Source organism: Staphylococcus sp. GDY8P54P (assembly GCF_017892645.1).
Classification (GTDB): domain Bacteria; phylum Bacillota; class Bacilli; order Staphylococcales; family Staphylococcaceae; genus Staphylococcus; species Staphylococcus ureilyticus.
On record NZ_JAESLN010000045.1, the window covers coordinates 1 to 1,031 of the forward strand.

Annotated in this window: 2 protein-coding genes; both read left to right on the forward strand. The window is 26.1% G+C overall.

Going from position 1 to position 1,031, the window contains the following annotated elements; all coding sequences use genetic code 11:
* The first annotated feature begins 150 nt into the window (after window positions 1–150).
* Window positions 151–210, forward strand: a complete 60-nt coding sequence (gene ermCL / locus KA883_RS12740) for a 23S rRNA methylase leader peptide ErmCL (protein ID WP_002497446.1) — start codon at window positions 151–153, stop codon at window positions 208–210.
* Window positions 211–255: 45 nt separating this feature from the next.
* Window positions 256–990 (forward strand): 23S rRNA (adenine(2058)-N(6))-methyltransferase Erm(C), encoded by a 735-nt coding sequence (erm(C), locus tag KA883_RS12745; protein ID WP_014158488.1) that lies wholly within the window; start codon window positions 256–258, stop codon window positions 988–990.
* Window positions 991–1,031: the final 41 nt, after the last annotated feature.

Here is a 1,031-nt window from a genome sequence, read left to right on the forward strand (position 1 = left end):
CATCATTGTTAAATTGTTTATATCTGAAATAGTTCATACAGAAGACTCCTTTTTGTTAAAATTATACTTTAAATTCATATTTGCAACAGAACCTTCATATTTATCAGAGCTCGTGCTATAATTATACTAATTTTATAAGGAGGAAAAAATATGGGCATTTTTAGTATTTTTGTAATCAGCACAGTTCATTATCAACCAAACAAAAAATAAGTGGTTATAATGAATCGTTAATAAGCAAAATTAAAGAGGGTTATAATGAACGAGAAAAATATAAAACACAGTCAAAACTTTATTACTTCGAAACATAATATAGATAAAATAATGACAAATATAAGATTAAATGAACATGATAATATCTTTGAAATCGGCTCAGGAAAAGGCCATTTTACCCTTGAATTAGTACAAAGGTGTAATTTCGTAACTGCCATTGAAATAGACCATAAATTATGCAAAACTACAGAACATAAACTTGTTGATCACGATAATTTTCAAGTTTTTAACAAGGATATATTGCAGTTTAAATTTCCTAAAAACCAATCCTATAAAATATTTGGTAATATACCTTATAACATAAGTACGGATATAATACGCAAAATTGTTTTTGATAGTATAGCTAATGAGATTTATTTAATCGTGGAATACGGGTTTGCTAAAAGATTATTAAATACAAAACGCTCATTGGCATTACTTTTAATGGCAGAAGTTGATATTTCTATATTAAGTATGGTTCCAAGAGAATATTTTCATCCTAAACCTAAAGTGAATAGCTCACTTATCAGATTAAATAGAAAAAAATCAAGAATATCACACAAAGATAAACAGAAGTATAATTATTTCGTTATGAAATGGGTTAACAAAGAATACAAGAAAATATTTACAAAAAATCAATTTAACAATTCCTTAAAACATGCAGGAATTGACGATTTAAACAATATTAGCTTTGAACAATTCTTATCTCTTTTCAATAGCTATAAATTATTTAATAAGTAAGTTAAGGGATGCATAAACTGGGTTCTGTTGCAAAGTAAAAA